Annotated in this window: 19 protein-coding genes; 16 read left to right on the top strand and 3 right to left on the bottom strand. The window is 41.9% G+C overall.

Annotated elements, in window-relative coordinates:
* The first annotated feature begins 133 nt into the window (after positions 1 to 133).
* From L8S15_RS21105 to L8S15_RS21070, 8 genes are all read left to right on the top strand, one after another.
* Positions 134 to 379 carry a hypothetical protein gene (locus L8S15_RS21105; RefSeq protein ID WP_016784037.1) on the top strand — a complete coding sequence of 82 codons (246 nt, stop codon included), beginning with the start codon at positions 134 to 136 and terminating at the stop codon, positions 377 to 379.
* Positions 380 to 510: 131 nt separating this feature from the next.
* On the top strand, positions 511 to 1,215 hold the full coding sequence (locus tag L8S15_RS21100; RefSeq protein WP_016792433.1) for a YjbF family lipoprotein: 705 nt from the start codon (positions 511 to 513) through the stop codon (positions 1,213 to 1,215).
* An 84-nt stretch (positions 1,216 to 1,299) separates the two neighbouring features.
* Entirely contained in the window at positions 1,300 to 2,214 is a 915-nt protein-coding gene (locus tag L8S15_RS21095) for a capsule biosynthesis GfcC family protein (RefSeq protein ID WP_102292321.1), read from the top strand.
* Positions 2,214 to 4,511: a YjbH domain-containing protein gene (locus L8S15_RS21090; protein ID WP_280575028.1), complete on the top strand. Its 2,298-nt coding sequence runs from the start codon at positions 2,214 to 2,216 to the stop codon at positions 4,509 to 4,511. The genes L8S15_RS21095 and L8S15_RS21090 overlap by 1 nt, the downstream gene beginning before the upstream one ends.
* 1,045 nt (positions 4,512 to 5,556) lie before the next feature.
* Positions 5,557 to 6,690, top strand: a complete 1,134-nt coding sequence (locus tag L8S15_RS21085) for a polysaccharide export protein (protein WP_280575026.1) — start codon at positions 5,557 to 5,559, stop codon at positions 6,688 to 6,690.
* A gap of 122 nt (positions 6,691 to 6,812) precedes the next feature.
* Positions 6,813 to 7,253 carry a low molecular weight protein-tyrosine-phosphatase gene (locus L8S15_RS21080; RefSeq protein WP_280575024.1) on the top strand — a complete coding sequence of 147 codons (441 nt, stop codon included), beginning with the start codon at positions 6,813 to 6,815 and terminating at the stop codon, positions 7,251 to 7,253.
* A 152-nt stretch (positions 7,254 to 7,405) separates the two neighbouring features.
* Complete coding sequence (locus L8S15_RS21075) at positions 7,406 to 9,577, top strand: polysaccharide biosynthesis tyrosine autokinase (protein WP_280575022.1); 2,172 nt, start codon at positions 7,406 to 7,408, stop codon at positions 9,575 to 9,577.
* A 653-nt stretch (positions 9,578 to 10,230) separates the two neighbouring features.
* Positions 10,231 to 10,422, top strand: a complete 192-nt coding sequence (locus L8S15_RS21070) for a hypothetical protein (RefSeq protein ID WP_280575020.1) — start codon at positions 10,231 to 10,233, stop codon at positions 10,420 to 10,422.
* Here L8S15_RS21070 and L8S15_RS21065 read toward each other — a convergent pair.
* The 3 genes from L8S15_RS21065 to L8S15_RS21055 form a co-directional block, all read right to left on the bottom strand.
* Positions 10,412 to 10,747, bottom strand: a complete 336-nt coding sequence (locus L8S15_RS21065) for a hypothetical protein (RefSeq protein ID WP_016784030.1) — start codon at positions 10,745 to 10,747, stop codon at positions 10,412 to 10,414. The two genes, L8S15_RS21070 and L8S15_RS21065, sit on opposite strands and share 11 nt — an antisense overlap.
* Positions 10,748 to 10,848: 101 nt before the next feature.
* Positions 10,849 to 11,412, bottom strand: a complete 564-nt coding sequence (locus tag L8S15_RS21060) for an N-acetylmuramoyl-L-alanine amidase (protein WP_280575046.1) — start codon at positions 11,410 to 11,412, stop codon at positions 10,849 to 10,851.
* Between the two features lie 11 nt (positions 11,413 to 11,423).
* Positions 11,424 to 11,855, bottom strand: coding sequence for a hypothetical protein (locus tag L8S15_RS21055; RefSeq protein WP_280575018.1), 432 nt, complete (start codon positions 11,853 to 11,855; stop codon positions 11,424 to 11,426).
* Positions 11,856 to 12,175: 320 nt separating this feature from the next.
* Here L8S15_RS21055 and L8S15_RS21050 point away from each other — a divergent pair, with 320 nt between their 5' ends.
* The 8 genes from L8S15_RS21050 to L8S15_RS21015 all read left to right on the top strand — a co-directional run.
* Positions 12,176 to 13,411, top strand: coding sequence for a helix-turn-helix domain-containing protein (locus tag L8S15_RS21050; RefSeq protein ID WP_280575017.1), 1,236 nt, complete (start codon positions 12,176 to 12,178; stop codon positions 13,409 to 13,411).
* A gap of 96 nt (positions 13,412 to 13,507) precedes the next feature.
* A complete protein-coding gene (locus L8S15_RS21045) occupies positions 13,508 to 13,828 on the top strand; it encodes a hypothetical protein (RefSeq protein WP_016796069.1) in 321 nt (106 codons plus the stop codon).
* Between the two features lie 449 nt (positions 13,829 to 14,277).
* Positions 14,278 to 15,396 (top strand): dTDP-glucose 4,6-dehydratase, encoded by a 1,119-nt coding sequence (rfbB, locus tag L8S15_RS21040; protein WP_280575016.1) that lies wholly within the window; start codon positions 14,278 to 14,280, stop codon positions 15,394 to 15,396.
* Positions 15,393 to 16,256 (top strand): glucose-1-phosphate thymidylyltransferase RfbA, encoded by an 864-nt coding sequence (gene rfbA / locus L8S15_RS21035; protein ID WP_280575015.1) that lies wholly within the window; start codon positions 15,393 to 15,395, stop codon positions 16,254 to 16,256. The genes rfbB and rfbA overlap by 4 nt, the downstream gene beginning before the upstream one ends.
* 17 nt (positions 16,257 to 16,273) lie before the next feature.
* The gene (locus L8S15_RS21030; protein WP_280575013.1) at positions 16,274 to 16,843 is read left to right on the top strand and encodes an acyltransferase; all 570 of its coding nucleotides are present in this window, start codon (positions 16,274 to 16,276) and stop codon (positions 16,841 to 16,843) included.
* A complete protein-coding gene (locus L8S15_RS21025; RefSeq protein ID WP_280575011.1) occupies positions 16,833 to 17,915 on the top strand; it encodes a TDP-N-acetylfucosamine:lipid II N-acetylfucosaminyltransferase in 1,083 nt (360 codons plus the stop codon). Before L8S15_RS21030 ends, L8S15_RS21025 begins: the two co-directional genes overlap by 11 nt.
* An 80-nt stretch (positions 17,916 to 17,995) precedes the next feature.
* On the top strand, positions 17,996 to 19,132 hold the full coding sequence (gene rffA / locus L8S15_RS21020) for a dTDP-4-amino-4,6-dideoxygalactose transaminase (RefSeq protein WP_280575009.1): 1,137 nt from the start codon (positions 17,996 to 17,998) through the stop codon (positions 19,130 to 19,132).
* Positions 19,122 to 20,513: oligosaccharide flippase family protein (locus L8S15_RS21015; protein ID WP_280575007.1), on the top strand; the 1,392-nt coding region annotated here is incomplete at its 3' end. The genes rffA and L8S15_RS21015, both read left to right, overlap by 11 nt.

The following is a 20,513-nucleotide window of genomic DNA, read 5'->3' as shown; positions in this document are numbered from 1 at the left end:
TGCTTATGATTTATCCATTTACTTGATTGTGGTTATTATCTATCATGATCAATCAGTTGTTTAAGCTGAGCAACTGATTGAGGGTGTAAAACTTACCCTCTACATATAAACGTTTATATTAATGGAAATCATTATGAAAAAGATGGCTCTAGCAGCTGCATTAGCAGTTAGCTTCTCAGGTGCTGCATTCGCAGCTGAAACGACAGCAGCAGCGGGCACTGGTTCTGGTACTGGTACAGCAGCAGGCGCTGGTGCATCTGCAGCAGCAGCTGGCACAGCAACAACCGTTGCAGTTGCGACAGCAGCAGTAGCAGCAGCGGCAGCAGTAGCCGTTGCTTCTAACGAAAGCGGCGCAACGACTACAACAACTACTCGATAATTTTTGAGTAATACATGTTTTAGTTAACGTATGTTTAAAACCATTTTATGTGAAAGCATAAAGTGGTTTTTTTTATATCAGATTTTCATATTGGACATCAGCAACAAGATTGCTAGGAAGCAGAACTCGTCATGCTTAAACCTCTAATCATATCCCTTGGTCTTTTTCTTGCTGGTTGTTCTCAGCAGTTTCAAGACGTCAATTCCACTTTTGATGAAGCCTTTTTTGGAAGCTCTGATGTTGAGCTGTCGAAGGAATACATTCAAAACTTACCTTATTCCAGCATTTACGCCGAAGTGAATGACCAAGGTAAAATCTTCATGGTCTTAGCGTACGTCGGTGAAAACCCGCAAACGGGCGCAGAGCAGTTAAAGTGGATGTCTTCTGACAAAGCGATGATCGTCACTGAAAATGGACGTGTCGTACAAACGCTGTTGCTTCCTTACGAAAACCTTTCTGGTTTGGCATTCCAACCGTTAAATACGTTCTCTTCTGGAAACAATTCGTCAGCCGATTCTTCTTCTGCGTTTGATGTGTCTGCCAACCCCGGAGCTCAAAAGTGGCAAGCGGTTTACGACTGGCAACCTAACTATCGATTCGGCTATAAAGCGAACATCACCCGAACGTATGCGGGAAATGAAACGGTTGAAACTCCGTTAGCGTCTATCGATACCAAGAAGTTCCAAGAAAAAATTCAATTCCCAATGTTAGAACAAGACATCACCAACGAATATTGGGTCGACAGCAAAGGCAAAGTGGTAAAAACCATACAGTATTTAGGCCCTGATATGACAAGGCTTGAGTTAACCGTCCTTAAGCATTATCAAAGCAATTAACGAACAGGGTAATGAACTAAAATGATGAATTATATGAGTCATACATCAAAAATGACGGGGCGTCGGTTGCCATTGGTGAGAACTATGTTAACGATGAGAGTTCTATTAATGATGAGCGCTCTGTTTGTTTTGAGCTCTGCTTCTGCGGCTTCTAATTTTAATACTGCTGCATCTATTGATAAAACTAATAGCGCTTCTTCAGTTAAAACAATAATCGAGCTTCCTCTTCAAGGTGTGACGCTTGAGTATCAAACTAACGTTCGACTGCTTCGTGTATTAGACGACGCAAACGCGAATGCGAGCTCTAACGCTTACGGTACTATTGGTTACTTCCCCCTTTCGGCTCAACTGTTTGATATAACCAATACTGAAGCGACTGCAGTTACTGGATTTAAAGAAGCTAACCAAGCTAACGAATCTATCGAAGCCAAAAAGCGCAATGTACTGAATCAGCTTGAAGCTTTCGCAGTAGAAGAGCCAGAAGCAAATTTAGTGCGCCAACAATTAGCCTCTTTTCAATATCTCAATCGAGTTTTTATTGAGCTAGACCGTAATGCGGTTATCTCGCAATCAGATAAGAATCCACTGCTTGTTTCAAGTTCTCATACTAACAAGCCGTCGTCTGATGTCATAAAAAGAGTGTCGACTAGCGAAACTCAAGCCTTTTCTCTGTACTTACCACAACGACCAACGTCAATTCAGTTGATGGGTGCAATGAAAGAGTCGGTAACAATGAATCTGATTGAGCATGGCACGTTGAATGATTACCTCGATGCATTACCGAACGGCTTTGTTGGTGAATCTGCAGATAAAAGTGTGGCGTATGTTGTTCAGCCAGATGGCGTGGTGCAAACCATTCAATATGCGTACTGGAACGAACAGCCGGTGTACTTAGCACCAGGTGCCATCGTATTTATGGCGTTCTACTCTCTGCCATCGGAATACTCAACGTTGAACCAAGATATTGTCGATTTGCTACGTCATAAGGTTGGCCTGTAATGCTGAAACAGAAATCATTCCCTCTATCGGCAGTGTGCACATCGGTTACCTGCGCCTTGTTAATGGCTAACAGTGCTTCGGTTTTTGCAGAGACGGTTTTTACAGACACGGCTCGTGCAGAAACAACTATTGATTCCTCTTCGATTCGAGCAGAAAAATCGTCATTCGACGACACTGAATACAGAACATCGCAAATGAACTTTGGTGGTGTTGGCTTAATGCAAATGCCGACAGGCCGAATGGCACCTGAAGGTGAGTTCAACTTTAGTGCTTCGTTTAACAATGAGTACTATTTTTATAACGTGAGCCTACAGGTGATGCCTTGGCTTGAAACCACTGTTCGTTATACGCAAGTACAAGATCTGCTTTATAGCGGAGGCGCAGACCAAGATTGTTCTCAAAACTCATTCAGTGGCTGTACTAAATACACAGACAAAGGCATCGACTTTAAACTGCGCTTAATCGAAGAAGGGTACTACTTACCGGAAGTATCGGTCGGTGTGCGTGACTTTGGTGGTACCGGTTTATTTGATGGCGAATTTGTCGCGGCAACTAAACGTTTTGGCCCTGTTGATTTTACCTTGGGCATGGCTTGGGGATACATGGGTACCAGTGGCAACTTCACCAATCCACTGTGTAAAGCCAGTGACAAGTATTGTGAACGCCCGTCTGATTTTAAAAGCAATGGTGGCAGTGTTGACTTTGAACGTTGGTTTAAAGGTGATGCGGCGATTTATGGTGGTTTTGAATATCAAACCCCTTATAAGCCGTTAACCTTGAAGCTTGAATACGATGGCAACGATTATTCTCAAGACTTCCCTGTTGTACGTGGTGGTGTCGACATGACACAACACACGCCATGGAACGTAGGTGCGGTTTACCGTTTCACCGATTGGGGTTCGGCTAAAGTGAGCTACGAGCGAGGTGATACGCTAACCCTTGGTTTCGAACTCTCTACCAATTTCAACGAAATGTATTCCGTGTGGCGAGATACCGAAACAGCAGAGTTACGCCCGAGTGGTGTCGAGACGGTTGATGACATCGATATGGCGGCCCTTGCAAGCCAACTTGAAACGATCGCTGGTTATGAACAAGCGCAAATCTTGGTCGACGATAACAGCATTGTGGTAAAGGGCACTCAGGTTAAATATCGAGACAGAGATATCGCTGTTGAACGCGGTGCGACCGTGATTGCGAATGCGGTGCCAAGTTACATTGATACTTACAAAATCATCGAAAACGATAAATCGATGGAACTCACCGAGACAACGGTCAATGCCCAAGCGTTCAAAGCGGCGGCGAACAACAATTATCTTAATGCTCAAACCCGTGATGCTTCACACACTCACGAATTAGAACGCAAGAAATCCGTTATCTATCATGATGGGCGTGAGCGATTCGATGTGTCGGTTTCACCAAACCTCGCTCAATCGTTCGGTTCGGCTGAAAACTTCTATTTATACAGTTTGGGTTTATACACCAATGCTTCGTTCTGGGCGTTAAATAATGTTGAACTGTCGGGCTCTTTGTACGTTAACTTAGTCGATAACTACGACAAGTTTAATTATACCGTCCCATCAGACGGCACTGACCAAACGCCAAGAGTAAGAACCTTGTTCCGCTCTTACGTTGACGATCCGGTTCGCTTAGATCGCTTACAACTGACTTGGTTTGAAGACTACGGCAGCGGTGTCTACACCCAAGCTTACGGGGGGTACCTTGAAAGCATGTTTGCGGGTGTGGGTGGCGAAATCCTGTATCGACCATTCAACCAAAACTGGGCCATTGGTGCAGACATGACTGCAATAAGCCAGCGCGATCCTGAAAGTTGGTTCGGCACGTTTGATCAAGAGATTCAAGTTAACCCAGATGACAGCAGCCGAACGTATAAAGTGATCGATAAGGGCACGACGGGCTTCATCACCGGTTACTACACCCCACAATGGGACTTCTTGAGCGATACCTTGCTTAAAGTGGGCGTCGGTAAATTCCTTGCGGGTGATATCGGTACTCGTGTCGATTTCTCTAAGCAGTTCAAGAGTGGCGTTATTGCCGGTGCGTTTGTCAGCTTAACCGACATGACAACTGAAGAGTATGGTGAAGGCAGCTATACCAAAGGCTTCTATGTATCAATTCCGTTCGATCTGGTTACCGTGAAACCAAGCTCAAGCCGCGCAGGCTTTACCTGGTTACCGATCACGCGTGACGGCGGACAAGTGTTGAATAAGCAATACAACTTGTTCGATCAAACTGATGCTCGCTCTCCTTGGTTCCAAAGACCAAGCAGCGTTAAGTAGATTTAGGGGCCGATACGAAACAGAGGCTGATGCGAGACAAAGGTTGATGCGATAAAAAGAGTGGCGTCATTCTGGACAGCGAGGTACGAGCGTGATTCAGAATCCGGTTGTGTTTAGTTGCTCAGTTGGCTTTAGATTCCAAATAACTCGTTCCTCACTTTTTTAGTTACAGAGTGGCGGAATGACGAAACAGCGGAATGACGAAATAAGGGTGTTGGCTTCGTTTGAGTCGTCATTCTGAACAGCGAGGCACGAGCGTGATTCAGAATCCGGTTGTGTTTAGTTGTTCAGCAGGTTTTAGATTCCAAATAACTCGTCCCTCACTTTTTTAGTTACAGAGTGGCGGAATGACGAAATAGCGGAGTGAAGAAATAAGGGTGTTGGCTTCGTTTGAGTCGTCATTCTGGACAGCGAGGCACGAGCGTGATTCAGAATCCGGTTGTGTTTAGTTGTTCAGCAGGTTTTAGATTCCAAATAACTCGTTCCTCACTTTTTTAGTTACAGAGTGGCGGAATGACGAAATAAGGGTGTTGGCTTCGTTTGAGTCGTCATTCTGAACAGCGAGGTACGAGCGTGATTCAGAATCTGTGTTTGTTTGGAATGACGAAGTCTAAGAATTACGGATTCATAGGCTTTCAACTATTTGCATCCGCTCCTAGGCTCTCGCATCTGCCCTTAAGCTCTTTCATCTTGAATGCTTTCACCTTGAAAGCATTCAACTAGGTTGATAATAAGCACAGATTGTGGATAATGCTTACGCAATAAAATAACCGTGTGGAAGTACGGTCTTTGACACGGTTTACGACAAAAAAACTTCTATCTCAATTCCAAATAGATAGAGGCACATTAACTACGCAGTGTGATGTCGCGGAATATCAAAGGGCGGTAGCGTCCCACTTCCCAATCGTAAATGGGAGCAAGATCACAGCTCTTTCACTCCTTGGCTCAATTAAATATTGCGTAGCTGATAAAATGACTCGCTTAACTTCCTTTGGGTATCCTTCGGGGTATCACGACACATTCCGTTTCTATGAACTTGGTTAACATGAAGATTAATAAAAATCGTCTCCTTATAGCGCTCCTTCCTGCACTGCTTGCAGGCTGTACGACTCCAGGAACACACCTTACGACTGGCAATAAGAATGTGATTCAGCCTTCAGAGGAACAACAAGAGTCTGATATTTCTGACGTGGTTAATCTTTACCCATTGACGGCTCAATCGGTATCAAACTACCGAAATGATTCTTTATCGGTTTCACAAGCAAACCCAGAACTCGATGTTGATATCGCCAAGTATGAATACCAAGTGGGTGTCGGTGATATTCTAAACATCACTATTTGGGATCACCCTGAATTGACCATTCCTGCTGGTTCTTACCGTAGTAGTGCAGAAGCAGGTAACTGGGTTCATGCTGATGGCACCATCTTCTACCCGTACATTGGTACTGTTGAAGTCGCCGGTAAAACCGTACGTGAAGTGCGTGCTGATATTGCAAACCGCTTAGCGAAATACATCGAAAGCCCTCAGGTTGATGTTAACGTTGCAGCTTTTCGATCTAAGAAAACCTACATTACCGGCGAGGTTTCAAAACCTGGCCAGCAAGCGATTACCAATATCCCTTTAACATTACTGGATGCCGTGAACCGCTCTGGTGGTTTGTCTGAAGATGCCGATTGGCGTAATGTTTCATTAACGCGTAATGGCGTGGAAGAAAACATCTCGCTTTATGGTTTGATGCAACGCGGTGATTTAACGCAAAACCGCTTACTGCAAGCGGGGGATATTGTTCACGTACCGCGTAACGATAATCAAAAAGTCTTCGTGATGGGTGAAGTGAATGACCCACAATTGTTGAAGATCGACCGTGTCGGCATGAGCCTAACAGAAGCACTCAGCAACGTAGGCGGTATTAACCAGTTAACGGCAGATGCAACGGGCGTGTTCGTGATTCGCACTTCGGATGATAAATCTGAACGCATGGCCGATATCTACCAACTGAATATGGAAGATGCATCTGCATTGGTGATTGGCACCGAGTTCGATCTGAAACCTTACGACATTGTGTATGTTACCGCCGCGCCAATCAGCCGCTGGAACCGTGTTATTGGCCAGCTTGTACCGACCATTTCTGGCTTCAACGAGCTAACCGAAGGTATGTTGCGCGTTCGTAATTGGTAATAAGCCCTGATTGATAATCAGGTTGCATGTCGCGTGTAACCTGATTTTTTATATTTATAAGCTAAGCGCGTCAGATTTATAAATACGCTCGGTTTACGAAAAACTAACGTTATAAGTGAATTATGTTTAATAAAATTTTGGTGGTGTGCGTTGGTAATATTTGTCGCTCACCAACTGGAGAACGTGTTCTTCAAAAATTGCTTCCCAACAAACAGGTGGCCTCTGCGGGTATTGCTGCCGAAAAAAGTCGTTTAATCGGTAAGCCAGCCGATGAAACGGCGATTTTGATCGCCTCTGAAAATGGTGTCGATGTTGATAATCACCAATCTCAACAAGTCACACCGCAGCTTTGTGCGCAGTATGATTTAATATTGGTGATGGAAAAGGGTCATTTAGAAGCGCTCACTCAAATATCACCGGAAGCGCGTGGTAAAACCATGCTGTTTGGCCAGTGGATTGGTCAGAAAGACATTCCCGATCCGTATCGTCAAAGCCGTGAAGCATTTGAACATGCTTATAAATTGATTGACGAAGCGGCACAAGCTTGGTCGAAAAAACTGTAACGGATGCTGTCATTTAATCTAGATAGCCTTAAGCAGTTAAGCAGTTAAGCAGTTAAGCTTGAATCGCCACCAATAGAATCACATAAGAGGTAAGGGGACGTAAGCCGTACGTCACTTATCTTCAAAATATTAGTTTAGGAAGTAGCAATCTGATGACAACACAACCATCTCCGCAATCACACACAGATAACTCTGATGAGATAGATTTAGGGAAACTGCTTGGTATCCTGTTGGACGCTAAATGGTTAATCATGGTCACCACATTTGCTTTTGCTGTGTGCGGTATCGCGTTTGCGCTACTTTCGACTCCGATTTACAAAGCGGACGCGTTGATTCAAATTGAACAGAAAGCCTCTGGCGGCATTTCATCGATGGTTGGTGATATGGGTGATTTGTTCTCTCAAGAATCTTCTGCCACGACAGAGGTCGAGATCATTAAATCTCGTATGATCTTGGGCGAAACGGTTGATAAGTTCAATTTAACCACCGTCACCGCACCGAGTTATGCCCCAATTGTGGGTAAAGGGTTTGCTCGCCTAACCGGTGATATTAACCACATTGTCGTGAGCCGTTTTGCATTGCCAAGCTATGCAAGCGGTTACGGACATACGATTCAGATCGTTGATGCTGAAAAAGGCACTTACCAGCTAGTTCGTGACGATGAACGCGTTATCTTGAAGGGTAAAGTGGGTGAACTCGCGACAGCAGATGGTTACAGCTTGTTTGTTGCTGGCTTTGAGTCGAGCAATGGCTTTGAATTTACCATTGGTAAACGCAGCCGATTAGAAGCGATTGAACGGCTGAAATCTTCTTTGTCTCTGTCTGAGCAAGGTAAGCAAACCGGCATTTTGAAGCTAAGCTTTGAAGGTGAAAACAAGCAGCAGATCTCTGAGATACTCAACCATATCAGCCAGATCTACTTCTTACAGAACGTGAAGCGTAATTCAGCGGAAGCAGAGAAGAGCTTATCTTTCTTAGAAAGCCATCTTCCTGGCATTAAATCGGAATTAACGGGCTACGAAGACACACTGAACAACTACCGCCAAGAAAACGAATCGATCGACTTGGGCTTAGAAGCACAATCCACCTTGAAGGTAATGGTCGAGCTTGAAGCGCAATTGAATGAGCTGACGTTCAAAGAGAGCGAAATTAGCCAACGATTCACTAAAGATCACCCTGCATACAAAGCATTGCTTGATAAGCGTAAAACGCTATTGGGTGAGAAAGAGCGCCTAAACAAGCAAGTACAAAAACTACCAAAAACACAACGTGAAGTACTGCGTATGACACGTGATGTTGAAGTAAACCAACAGATCTACATCCAGCTTTTAAACAAAGTTCAAGAGCTGAGCATTATTAAAGCCGGCACAGTGGGTAACGTTCGTATTTTAGATGACGCTCAAGCGTATGCTCGCGCCGTTAAACCGAAGAAGCCATTGATTGTTGTGTTAGCAACGCTACTGGGTGGCATGCTCAGTGTCGCGTTTGTGTTAGTAAAAGCGGCGTTCCATCGAGGTGTTGAAAACCCGGATCAAATTGAACAAATTGGCCTTTCTGTATACGCAGCGGTACCAAAATCTGATTTGCAGATAGAGCTCACTAACCGCTTTAAATCGAAGAAGAAGCAAACTAAAGGGACTCAAGCGCTGCTTGCTGAATCTAACCCTGCTGATCTGTCGGTTGAAGCACTACGTGGCCTTCGTACCAGCTTGCACTTCGCAATGCTAGAAGCGAAAAACAATATTCTGATGATTTCAGGCCCTGCGCCAGGTATTGGTAAATCATTCATCTCGACCAACTTTGCCGCAGTCGCTGCTAAAACAGGCCAAAAGGTATTGTTGATTGATGCCGATATGCGTAAAGGTTACCTACAACAAAGCTTTGGGGTGAACTGGGATAATGGTCTTTCTGATGTGCTGAGCGGTAAGCAAGAGTTTGCTCAATCTATTAAAACCACACCGGTAGAAAACCTAGACATTATTACTCGTGGCCAAGTGCCACCTAACCCCTCTGAGCTGCTTATGCACCCACGCTTTGCAGAACTGATGGAATGGGCATCGAAAGAATATGACTTGGTGATTGTTGATACCCCACCCGTACTTGCGGTAACCGACCCAAGTATTGTTGGCGCCTTTGCGGGTACCACATTAATGGTTGCGCGTTACGGTCAAAACACCATTAAAGAGATCGATGTGGCTCGTCACCGCTTTGAACAATCGGGTATCGAAGTGAAAGGCGTTATTTTCAACGCCATCGAGAAGAAAGCATCAAGCTCATACGGCTACGGTTACTACAACTACGCCTATTCGAGCGATAAGAAGTAAAGAAAGCAGATACGGGATGTGGTGACACATCCCGTTATTCCGTTATTCCGCTCTTCAAGCTTTTCGCATATCGTTCATTCGTATCCCGAATTCTCTTCAGCTCCTAACGCGTTATCACCAAAAGCTAGATTCTGAATCACGCTCGTGCCTCACTGTTCAGAATGACGACTTTAAGTAACGTCAACCACTCCAAAATTCTTCACAACTCGCACCGCTCGCGACTCCGTCATTCCGCCATTTTATTACTTAAGAAGTGATGAACGAAGTATCTGGAATCTGCTCTTTCCGCTCTTCAAGCTTTTCGCATATCGTTCATTCGTATCCCGAATTCTCTTCAGCTCCTAACGCGTTATCACCAAAAGCTAGATTCTGAATCACGCTCGTGCCTCACTGTTCAGAATGACGACTTTAAGTAACGTCAACCACTCCAAAATTCTTCACAACTCGCACCGCTCGCGACTCCGTCATTCCGCCATTTTATTACTTAAGAAGTGAGGAACGAAGTATCTGGAATCTGCTCTTTCCGCTCTTCAAGCTTTTCGCATATCGTTCATTCGTATCCCAAATTCTCTTCAGCTACTAACGCGTTATCACCAAAAGCTAGATTCTGAATCACGCTCGAGCCTCACTGTTCAGAATGACGACTTTAAGTAATGTCAACCACTCCAAAATTCTTCACTACTCGCACCGCTCGCGACTCCGTCATTCCGCTATTTTATTACTTAAGAAGTGAGGAACGAGGTATCTGGAATCTGCCTTTTATCTCTATCTCTATCTCTATCTCTATCTCTATATTTGCCGCATTCCGTTTACTCGTCACTCACACCTGCACTTCTATTTCTTAACCACCCCTCCCGTTAAATACAAACCAATTGCCGCTAACACCGGATAACCAAACGCTTCATTGGTCATTTCCCCCAAAGGCTTCCAATCGTAGCCGTGCATACAACCCAAGATCACCATCACATGCAGTGCCACATAAGGAATGGTGAACAACAACACAATGTAGCGCTGGACTAACTTAAAAGGTTCATACGCTTTAAGCAGTGCCAGTTTGTGCTTCGCTTTTTCCTCATCAGTAAAAAACATCGCATCTCCTGTGTTGGTGAGTGCATCTAACCCTTTGTTAATGGAAGACTGGCTCCCGAATATTCTTCCGAACAATGTCATACTGCTCCTTGGTTTGTTGATTGGTTATATTCCGCCTTTCTAGTTCTTCCTTGTCCTTCCGTCATTCCAGAACTGAGGAACGAGGTATCTGGAATCTGCTCTTACTCTCTTAGCTTCACCACTGGGCACGCCTTATTCACCCCCCAATCTTTATGCCCCTTCACGTTCTCATCTGAAATCAAGAACTGCTCTTGCAAGGCGGCCACCAAACCAAACAGCGCCTTACGCTGCCCAAGTGTGAAGTTATCTTCTGGTTGCAGATCGGTATTACAGCCACCGACGATACAAATGCCAATATTGCTCTTGTTGTGTCCTTTCACGTGTGCGCCGGTTTGCGACAGCGGCCTGCCAAGTTCGACATCCCCACTGCGACGAATCACAAAGTGGTATCCCACATCGCGCCAGCCTTTCTCTTTATGCCATCGGCGAATCTCGGCGACGTTAACATCTTGCTCCGGTGGTGTGGCGCTGCAATGCACCGTAATAAAAGAGTATGGCGGGCAATGAGGTAAGCGGAGTAAAACCGAAACCAGGCTGAAAGAATAGGATGCTGAAGGCAAACAAGGATCTAACGAGGGGATGAGCTTGACCTTGCTAGCCTGTTCTTCCGAGCCTTCCTGACCTCGTGAACAATTTTGCTCTTCCGTACAAGCCCGCTCTGGCAAAACAGACGCCTCTAATGGCTGGTGTGGAACTCGATCAGTTGCTGGTGGAGTGTTTGACAAAATAAATCCTCTTGTTGTTGTAACCAGGTGACTAAAAATGTGGATAACGAATCTTTTAAATCAGGGTGTAATGCGATGTGTTGTCGCAAACTTGCTTCTAAGGTTTTTGCATAACCAGAGTGGTTGCTGACATAGCGTAAATACATCACGCAATAACCCAGTGGCGATTTACGCCGCGCTCGGTTGATCATCCAGCAAACATCTTCATAGCTGGGACTTTCCAAGAGCGAGTCTTCGAAATAAGCCTTTTCAAGGTGCCGGTTTTCGAAATACAGATCTTCAAAACGAGCACCTTCAAAATACAGCTCTTTAAAATAACGGCATTCGATGCTCGCCATACCGGGTTGATACGCTGAAATAAAAAGAGAAACTATCGCCTTCATTAAGCACCTTATTGCTGTATGGGGAGAGCAATGTACTTCAAGAATCTTGATTGGGGTTGGTGGCAATAATGTGAAAATGGAGGAACACAAAAAAGTGAGAGGTGCTTCGAAGGTAATCATCTTAAGTAGTGTTCTTGTTGCATAACAGTGAGAACACATAGGAAAAACACTTTTTGTTACTTTTTATATCGCCGTACCTTCGCCCCCAAAGCGCTAAAAAGTGTTGTTAATGCCTTTTTTATCAATGGTTATGCATATCTATGAGCCTTTATAGCGAGAACCAGGCAAATAGATAGACCAATTAACAAGGAGCGTTATTCATGTGTGTTTCCCTCATTCTTTCTTTCATCCCATTAAAAACCGGCTCACCAATAAGCAAGTTGGTGTTATTAAAATTGGCCGACAACGCAGACGCGCGCGGCGTGTGCTTTCCTTCCTTAAATTACTTAGCGCAATATTGTGAAGTGTCGGTAAGAACCGTTAAACGGCACGTTAACGAACTCGAAAGGCAAGGGTTTGTGAAGCGGATAAAGCGGTTTGATGATTCAGGGCGCCAGCGCAGTAATCTATATCAGCTACGCCTACCCAGCGGAAGCCACATTCAGCAGGCCGATCTAGACCAAGCAGCCAGAGTTCTAGATCAAGAAGACGTAGCTCTACAGCCAAAAGACATCCATAAAACAGATCAACATAAATCGGATCTCAATACCCACACGCCAAATCTGCCTATAAGTGACCATTCAGACACTCACCTGGGTGACTCAAGATCCAACACGGAGAGTGATCGTCCGGCACACATAATCTTTCATAAAGAACATAAAACAGAGTTGAACTTGAAAAACGGCATCTCAGATGGCGCCGATGTGCTTAATACCCCAAACCGTTCTGAAGAACCTGAGACGGCCACCCCCACCTCCACCTTCACCTCTAAACCCAAAAGAAAAACCAAGAACGAAGCCGTGATTGACCTGCTTACCAAAGAGGGCTATGCACCGATTTATCATGAGTTCTATGAAATATTAAAACGCACCTACCCAAAGTTAGATGTGCTGCAAGAGCTGCATGCCATGCAAGCTTGGTTATACATCAACCCCGACAAGCGCAAACCCTTTGAGCACATTGGCCACTTTGTTAATGGCTGGCTGAGAAGAAGTGCGCAAGCCCAAACCAAACGAGGTTTAACGCCCGCATTTAAGAAAACAAGAGCCCCTAAGCAAGCCCAAACACAAACCCAAGCGTCTAAACAAAAAAGAACCGCTAAGCCCGCCAACCCGATCAAAGCCCTTGGTTCAATGAACGCAGCTGGCTCAATAACTACTGCTGGGCTAACAAACACAACAGGGCCAACAAACACAGATAAACCGACAGTAGATGTAAACCACACGCACTCAATTCAAAATGACCAAGCTGAAAGCCAATCGCTAGAACCACAACAACCAACACCGGTCACGCAGGCCCTCGCAGACTACAAAGCTAAAAGTACCATCAACCCATTTGAAGAGCGCATCAAGGCCCTAATTCAATCGAAATCGACGAGTAGAGACAACCAGCAATGAGAGCCTGAATGTCGAATCAATTACAGGCTTAGACCAGCCAAAGCGAACACAGACAAAAAACGTCAAGAGAGAAAAGTACAATTAGGAGAGGGCAACATGGACGAGACCAGCCTAAAAAAACTGACAACGGAAGAGAAGGTAACGATTTTAGAAAAAGAGATAGCGCGGGTTGAAGGGCGCATTGGCGAGTTCTTAGGTTTGCTTGTTAACCACTACCCGCAAGGGCTAACACGCACTGAGATTAAAGTGCTATTGGCGGTAAACAACAACCAAAGCTTTGTTTCGTTATACCGAAACGGCAACATTTTCATTGATATAGAAAAGCGCTATTGCGATGCAGCACAAGAAAACCGCTACTTCATAGGAACCCAGTTTCTACACAACGTACAATGCTTTCGCTGGGTAAATGCTTGGTAAGATGTTCGACCAGACAGGGTGAATTTCAAACTGGTTAATATGCACTTACTTTGCTAAAATGCGCTGCGTATTTAAAAGCGTATAAAAACCGCATAAAGCGAACAGATTGTCACTATTGCCTGTGGGAGCCAAACCTAAGGGCGGTAGCGTACCCAAATGCAAGAGTGGCAAGTAAGCAGTTAGCCAAGTCAGTAGTTAGCAAGTAAAAAGCGCTACAAACTACAGAAAGGTTACTTTTGGCGGCCCATTGGGGCCGTTTTTAAAAAGTAAGAAAAATCTAGGTTTACAAGGAATGGTCGAAAATAGGCTGTCTCAAAATGAATAAAAAGTGTTTCAGTGGCTTAATATTGACTGAGACATTTTCGTGAGATTAAACCTCTAAACCTTTAAAATTCTATACTCATTCACGTTCGTGAGTTGTTCTAAACAGTATACTACAAGAGAAAACTATGAAGATCCTCGTCACTGGTGGTGCTGGCTTTATCGGCTCTGCAGTCATTCGTCATATCATCAAGAATACATCTGACAGCGTGGTCAACGTTGATAAGCTCACTTACGCAGGTAATTTAGAATCTCTTATCGAAGTGGATTCAAGTGAACGTTACGTATTTAAACAAGTCGATATTTGCAACCGAGCTGAGCTTGATCGCGTGTTTGCCGATCACCAACCGGATGCGGTGATGCATCTTGCGGCTGAATCGCATGTTGACCGCTCAATCACTGGCCCTGCCGCATTCATCGAAACCAATATTGTCGGCACTTATACCCTACTCGAGGCAACTCGCGAGTATTGGAATACACTGGAAGAAGGTGCAAAAGCAGAGTTTCGTTTTCACCACATCTCTACTGATGAGGTGTATGGCGACCTTCCACATCCTGATGACGTGGAAGTAGGGACAGAGCCTTCAGCCAATAAAAAGTTGCCAATGTTTTTAGAGACAACCTCTTATGAGCCATCAAGCCCATACTCGGCGTCAAAAGCATCGAGCGATCATTTAGTTCGTGCATGGTTACGCACTTACGGCCTGCCGACCATAGTAACTAACTGCTCTAATAACTATGGCCCATATCACTTTCCTGAAAAGCTGATCCCACTGGTCATCCTCAATGCGCTTGAAGGCAAGGATTTACCTATTTACGGTAAAGGTGACCAAATCCGCGACTGGCTGTTTGTTGAAGACCACGCGCGAGCACTCTACAAAGTGGTGACGGAAGGGAAAGTAGGCGATACCTACAACATAGGTGGCCACAACGAGAAGAAAAACCTTGAAGTGGTTAATACTATTTGTGACATCCTAGATACGTTAGTACCGAAAGAATCGAAGTATGCAGAGCAAATTACGTACGTTCAAGACCGTCCAGGTCACGATCGCCGTTACGCAATAGATTCAAGCAAAATGCAGCGTGAGCTAGACTGGACGCCAGAAGAGACATTCGAAACGGGTCTTCGTAAAACGGTTCAATGGTATTTAGATAATTCAGCCTGGTGCCAAAATGTACAAGACGGTAGTTACCAACGTGAGCGTTTGGGTGTAGAAACAACAGAATCAAAGGAAATTAAACAATGAAAGGTATTATATTAGCCGGAGGCTCAGGCACAAGGCTTTATCCAATAACACAAGGAGTTTCTAAGCAACTTCTCCCTGTATATGATAAACCGATGATTTACTACCCGTTGTCAGTTTTAATGTTATCTGGAATAAGAGATGTCCTTATTATCACGACCCCTGAAGACAAGGAAAGTTTCACGAGGCTTCTTGGTGATGGTAAACAATTTGGTATTAGTATTGAATATGCTATCCAGCCTCAACCAGAAGGGTTAGCCCAAGCTTTTATCATTGGTGAAAGCTTTATTGGTGATGATTCAGTGTGTTTGATTTTAGGAGACAATATATTTTGGGGGCAAGGGTTTAGTCCTAAGCTTTTAAATGCAGCAAAAAAAAGTAAAGGCGCGACTGTATTTGGCTATCGTGTACATGATCCAGAGCGGTTCGGAGTTGTAGAGTTTGATGCTGATATGAAAGTGGTATCAATCGAGGAGAAACCTGAGTCACCTAAATCAGACTTTGCTGTAACTGGATTGTACTTCTATGACAATAATGTCATTGAATATGCGAAGAAAGTAAAACCATCAAAGCGCGGCGAATTAGAAATTACCACATTAAATCAAATGTATTTGGAAAATGACAACTTAAATGTGGAGTTGCTCGGACGTGGATTTGCTTGGCTTGATACTGGAACACATGAGAGCTTACATGAAGCGTCTTCATTTGTTGAAACAGTAGAAAAGAGACAAGGTTTTAAGATAGCGTGCCTGGAAGAAATTGCTCTAAATAATGGATGGATAGATCGTGAATTTCTTAATATCTATTGCGATAGATATAAAAAGAATGCTTATGGTAAATATATATATTCACTAATAAAATAATAAATTGGATTGATATAATGGCATATCTAACAAGAAAAGAAATTGATGATGTTGGGTTTAAATATGTTGGATGTGATGTGAAAATAAGCTCATTAGCAATATTTTATGAACCTGAAAAAATAATTATTGGTGATTATTCTCGTATAGATGACTTATGTATAATCTCGGGTAATGTAGATATTGGATGCTTTTGCCACATAACGCCTTTCTGTCTTATTGCTGGTGGGACTGAAGGTGTTACATTGTCCTCTTATGTAACATTAGCTTACGGTGTTAAAGTTTTTTCTCAGTCAGATGATTATACTGGTTCGACAATGACAAACTCAATAATACCTAAAAAATATAAAAACGAATATTGTGCCAAAGTGGAGATTAGAGAGCATAGTATTATAGGAACTAATAGTATTATTATGCCTGGTGTTGTTATCGAAATAGGTTGTTCAATAGGAGCTAATTCCTTAGTAAATAAGAGCACCTCTTCTTGGGGGATTTATTTTGGAAGCCCTGCAAAGAGAGTTAAAAATAGAAAAAAAGAACTACTAAATCTTGTAACTAAATTTGAGAGTGGTTTGAATAATGGGACGTAAGAAAACATTACATGTGGCTTGCCTTGAAAAATTCATCCCGCCTTTTATTGAATTAACAAGAGAAAAATTAAAAACTGAAAATAAGCAATATTTCTATACATATGGTGATATAAAAGAATTCCCATACCAAGCTGGTGAGGATAGTTATCACGTAAAAAAAAAATCTAATAAGTTGGTGGGAATTTTATTAAGATATATTCCTATGCTAAATCTTATGTATCGATCCGATAAAATAGTTCTTCACGGATTAGGGGATATCTACCTGATTCTTTTATTGATGGTTAACTTTCCCTTATTAAAAAAATGCTATTGGGTAATATGGGGAAAAGATTTATATTTGGTCAACAGAAAACACACGAAGCTCAAAGATAAAATAACCAATAAATTTAGGATTCATGTAATTAAGAATATTGGACATTTAGTTACTTATGTTCCAGGAGATATAGAGTTAGCTAGGGAGTGGTGCGGAGCGAAAGGAAAGTATCATGAATGTCTACTTTATAATAGTAATATATACCATAATAATTATGTGAAAAAAAATAATAACCATGAAAGTTCAAATATATGTAACATCCAAGTCGGTAACTCTTCTAATCGAACCAATAATCATATTGAAGCGTTCGATATAATATCTTCATTGGTAAGCGAAAGCACGTTGAATACGCATATTTATGCTCCATTATCCTATGGTGATAGAAGCAATGTTGAAGAGGTTTTGGTCGATGGCAGAAAAAAATTTGGCAATAAATTTATACCGTTAACTGAGTTTATGGGATTTTCTGATTATTTATCTCATATGTCAAAGATCGACTTAGTCATATTAAATCACGATCGTCAGGAAGCTATGGGCAATGCAATAAATTTCATTGGTCAAGGAAAGAAAGTTTATTTAAAAGGCAGTACTACAGCATATAAACTATTTACCTCCCTTGGATTGACAGTATTTGACATTGACTCTGGAAAGGTATCTCTGGAACCTCTCGATTTTTTTGAAAAAGAAAAAAATATAGATATAGTTAAATCATATTTTTCATTAGATAATTTAATTATGCAATGTGAAAAAACTTACTAATATAAATGGTCTTATGAAAATTTTAATTAATTTGGCCATGATGATACAATAGAAAACTCTTTTATAGGACCAAGTGGATAATGATTCCTTTTAATACGCCTCCAGTCGTAGGTACAGAAATTAAATATATAAAAAATGCAATTGAATCTAAAAGTTTATGTGGAGACGGCATATATAGTGCTAAGTGCCAAAACTGGTTTGAGCATGAATTTCACGTTTCCAAATGTTTAATGACTTCGAGTTGCACACATGCTCTAGAAATGGCAGCGATGTTAATTGGCATTGAAGAAGGGGATGAAGTTATTTTGCCAAGCTATACTTTTGTGAGTACCGCTAATGCATTCGTCCTAAGAGGTGCGAAAATTATTTTTGTTGATATTAGAAAGGACAATATGAATATCGACGAATCTAAAATAGAAGCGGCTATAACCAATAAAACAAAAGCGATCGTCCCTGTCCATTATGCCGGTGTTGCTTGCGAAATGGATACAATTATGGATTTGGCAAAAAGACATGGGCTCTTCGTAATTGAAGATGCAGCCCAGGGAGTTATGTCAAGTTATAAAGGAAAAGCTCTAGGTTCGATTGGTCATTTGGGGGCCTTTAGTTTTCATGAGACAAAAAATTATACTAGTGGGGGAGAGGGAGGGCTTCTTTTAATTAATGATGAGGCTTTTGTAGCAAATGCTGAAATTTTGAGAGAAAAGGGCACCAATCGTTCACAATTTATTGAAGGTATTGTTGATAAGTATACTTGGGTTGGTATTGGTAGTAGTTATTTACCTAGCGAGTTACAATGTGCTTACTTATATGCTCAGTTGGAGTGTGCATATAAAATAAATGACAATCGTATTGATTCTTGGAATAAATATTATAAAGGTTTGGTTTATTTGAAAGAAAGAGGGCTTGTTGAACTTCCATCAATAAATACGATTAGTAATCATAATGCTCATATGTTTTATATTAAAGTTAAGGATTCAACCGAAAGGAAGTGCATCATTGAATACTTGAAGAGCAAAGATATCTCTTCGGTATTTCATTATGTACCACTTCATTCATCTCCAGCTGGAAAAAAATATGGAAATTTCATCGGTGATGATATTTATACAACTATTGAAAGTGAAAGAATATTAAGACTCCCACTATATTTTGGCATGAAGGAGTCTGATATAGATCTAGTGATTAGAGAGCTAAAGAGTTACTTTAATGAAGGTTAAAGATATACTAGGATTTTCCATTGGACCAGTTGGTAGTGCCGCTTTATCACTATTGATATTACCTATTATAACCTGGTTTTTTTCTCCAAGTGATGTTGGTCGGATTAGTTTATTATCAACTATTGTTAGCTTCTCAACGCTTTTTTTTACATTAGGTTTAGATCAATCTTATGTCAGGAGCTACCATGAAACTGAAGATAGGAACGCATTACTAAAAGAATGCTTCCTTCCAGGTGCATTTGTATTATGTAGTGTGCTTTTTTTTGCATTCGTGTTCGACTATAGACTCATATCTAGTTTGATTTTTGATGTTGAAAGTACATTGTATAGCTTGGGTGTTATTCTTTGTATAGTGTTATCTTTTTTTAGTCGGTTCTTAGCTTTGAACTTAAGGATGAAAGAAAAAGGCTTCCAATACTCATTATCTCAATTACTACCTAAGCTCGGAGTTCTAATCGTTGTTTTAATATATATCTATCTTAACGAAATATATGAATTCTCAGGGCTTATAATTGCAAATATAATATCATTTACACTAACATTTGCTACTCTCGTCTATCTAACACAAAAGTCAATTCGAAGATCGCTACCGAGTGTAATAGATATCGATAGGCTGAAAAATCTAATCAAGTTTGGTTTTCCTTTAGTGTTTAGCAGTGTTGCTTTTTGGGGGCTAACATCGGTTGATAAAGTTTTTATTAAAGTATTTTCAACACTAGACGAACTTGGCCTTTATTCGGTATCTGTGAGTTTTGCTGGAGCTGCAATTGTATTGCAAAAAATATTCTCAACGATTTGGGCTCCGACAGTATATAAATGGTGTTCTGAGGGGCGTAATCTTGAAAAAATACCAAGAATTCAAGAGATGATAACACTTATTATTCTCGTGTTTTTTTGCCTTACTGGCGTTTTTTCTTGGGTTATAGATTATATTCTACCTAGCGACTACATTGATGTAAAATACATTGTATTGTCATGTATGGGATTTCCTCTCCTGTATACCCTTTCCGAAACTACAATGATCGGTATTGGTGTAACTAAAAAGTCAATGTTTGCATTAATAGCATCTTTAATTGCTCTTGCTGTTAATGTTATTGGAAATTATTTTATGATTCCATTATATGGTGCAGCTGGTGCTGCTGTGAGTACATCAATATCTTTCTTCGTTTTTTTTATATTACGTACTGAATTTTCGTGTTTAATTTGGAAAAGACTTCCAAGAATGAAAATGTATATTCTGGTGTTGATTTCAGTTTCATATTCTATATTTATTGCACTATTTGGTTCTAACTATAAAATTGAGATTATTTCCTTGTCTTGGTTTTTTTATTTAATAATAATTCTATTTCTATATGGCACGGTTGTTCGTGAACTCATGAGT

Origin of the sequence: Vibrio sp. S/42/10 (assembly GCF_029890535.1) — a bacterium.
In the GTDB taxonomy this organism is placed as follows: domain Bacteria; phylum Pseudomonadota; class Gammaproteobacteria; order Enterobacterales; family Vibrionaceae; genus Vibrio; species Vibrio cyclitrophicus.
Note: the sequence above shows the minus strand (reverse complement) of the source record. Positions and strands in the feature narration are given on the sequence as shown.